1 protein-coding gene is annotated in these 471 nt (G+C 71.5%); it reads right to left on the reverse strand.

All coding sequences use genetic code 11. The features are described from left to right. The coding region (locus ACYQ0J_RS00765) for a metal-dependent hydrolase (RefSeq protein ID WP_460170293.1) at positions 1–471 on the reverse strand (471 nt) is incomplete at both ends.

The following is a 471-nucleotide window of genomic DNA, read 5'->3' on the forward strand; positions in this document are numbered from 1 at the left end:
CTGGCCCGAGAGGGGCCAGAGGGCGAAGCCGGAGAGGGCGAGGAAGAGGGCCAGGGTGGCCTCCTGGGGGGAGGCGTAGCGGATTCTCCACTCCCGGGAGGGGAAGAAGAAGAACTGCACCCGCCAGGGCCAGAGGAGGGGCACCCCGTTCACATTCATGGTGTCCAGGAGGAGGTGGGAGAGGTAGCCCGTCAGGAAGGCTCCATAGGCCCCCGGGGCCGCCTGGCGGAGGGGACGGAGGAGGAGGGCGAGGGCCAGGAGGAAGGGCAGGGAGTGGGTGAGGGTGCGGTGGCCGAAGCGCCTTTCCAGGAAGGTGGAGAGGGGCCTCAGGAACTTGCCGGGGCCGGAGGTGGTGGTGTCCACATCCGGCATCACCGCCCCCCAGGCCAGGGCCAGGCCCTCCAGGAGGCCCACCTCCACCCCGAAGCCCCGCAGGAGGGAAGCGGTGAGGGCGGCCCCGGCCAGGTGGGT

The organism is Thermus sp. FJN-A, assembly GCF_054655095.1.